Annotated in this window: 1 protein-coding gene; it reads right to left on the bottom strand. The window is 58.8% G+C overall.

The window, feature by feature from the left end; genetic code table 11:
- Positions 1-313: 313 nt before the first annotated feature.
- The gene (locus G3480_RS26510) at positions 314-817 is read right to left on the bottom strand and encodes a TIGR00645 family protein (RefSeq protein ID WP_164657189.1); all 504 of its coding nucleotides are present in this window, start codon (positions 815-817) and stop codon (positions 314-316) included.
- Between the last annotated feature and the right edge of the window lie 790 nt (positions 818-1607).

Raw genomic sequence — 1607 nt, 5'->3', positions numbered from 1 at the left:
CGCTGAGACAACGATGCCGATAGAAAAAAATGATGGACAGGAGGCAAATCGGACTTGCGTCAGAACAGAGTATCTACAGCTCGGGCGATTGCAATATTCAGACAGCCTCTCAGCGCTCCGAACCAAGCGCAGCGCGCGGGCCTTGCCCATCCGGGATCGGAACCGCAGGTGTGTGGTTTTCCGGAAAGCTCCTACAGAAGCTGTTCGTAAACCTCGGGCTTCTCGGAGCACTGCCCTGAGATGAGGTCGTCGCGGCGGGGCGCCGCTCCCGCGAAGTCTCACGAGGGAGTTTTCAAACAGCCCCTAAGTCCAGTCAGTGCTCACGGTGCGACGCGAAGACGAGGCGGTCGAGCAGCCCCATCAGCAAGGCCGAGACGACGAAGGTCAGGTGGATGACGACGTACCAGGTCAGCTTCTCGCCCGAGATGTGGCCCAAGTTCATAAAGGCGCTGAGCAGATGGATCGAAGAGATCGCGACGATGGAGATCGCCACCTTGAGCTTCAGCGTACTGGCGTCGAGCTTTCCGAGCCAGCCGAGCTTCTTGGCGTCCTCGGCGATGTCCATCTTGGCGACAAAGTTCTCGAAGCCGGCGAACATGACCATCACCACCAGGCTCGCGACCAGGGCCAAATCAACCAAGGCGAGCGAGGCCAGGATCAAGTCGGCCTCCGACAGGGTCCAGAGATGCGCCATGACGTGCCAGATCTCTTGGAAGAACTTAACGGCCAGCGCGATCAGCATGAGCGACATGCCGAGATAGATCGGTGCAAGGATCCAGCGTGACGCAAACAGCAAACGCTCGATGAAGCGCTCCATCAGATGGGCTCCAGCTAGGGGATGAAGACCCAAACCTTTGGGCCGCGGCCATTCTAAACGCTGTCCACGGCGATGCAACTCGACCATAGGATCATTGTGGTAGGACCCAGAGGTCAGGGCTTTGAAGGTGCGAAAATACAACTTTTATAATCAGCATCTTACGCAGGTCACCAGGCCGTGCGCCGGTGGTCAGCACCGGATTCGAGGCAGCGCGCAACAGGTAAATCAGGCAGTTACGCGCCTACGCTTTTCGTGACCTTCACAGCCCTGGACCCAGAGGTCTCTCCCTGCTGGTGCGCAGGCGACCTAGCAAGATGAGGCTTGTTGTTTCTCACCCTGATCCGCGAACCACCGGCCCTTTTGGCTAGGAAACTGCCACCGGTGAATCCTCTTTTTGGTGGAGCAAAGTGAGGGAGAACAGCGCCAGGCTTTCTCAGTGACGTCACCACTGCGGTCCTTGTCCGATCCGCCGCGCTTGCTGCAGAATCCCCTCACCCGTTTCCCCTCAATGAGAAGGCCCGCCACGGGTGCCGCCGTACGGGTCGATGGCCGGTGCAACTGCGTTACGCATGCCCTTACACCGGCGCGGAATACGTTAGCGAACAGGCCTGGCAAGAGGCAATCCTTCCGCGCTGTCTGAGGTGGACCCCTATGTCAAGACAGCTCCCCGCCCGGGACACGGCGAAACCGTTCTTCCGCAGATTGACACGCCGTAGCAGGACTTACCCTCGATTCTGGACATTTCCCAGCGTTTGACTCAAACTGCACGCCAATACTGGTTGGCGAGGCA

This window comes from Thiorhodococcus mannitoliphagus (genome assembly GCF_010915725.1).
GTDB classification, from domain to species: Bacteria; Pseudomonadota; Gammaproteobacteria; order Chromatiales; family Chromatiaceae; genus Thiorhodococcus; species Thiorhodococcus mannitoliphagus.
This window is presented reverse-complemented; position numbering and strand designations above follow the sequence as displayed.

What these genes read in the sequence shown, in the direction of transcription:
- G3480_RS26510 (WP_164657189.1), bottom strand. Translation starts at nt 817, where the DNA reads ATGGAGCGCTTCATCGAGCGTTTGCTGTTTGCGTCACGCTGGATCCTT.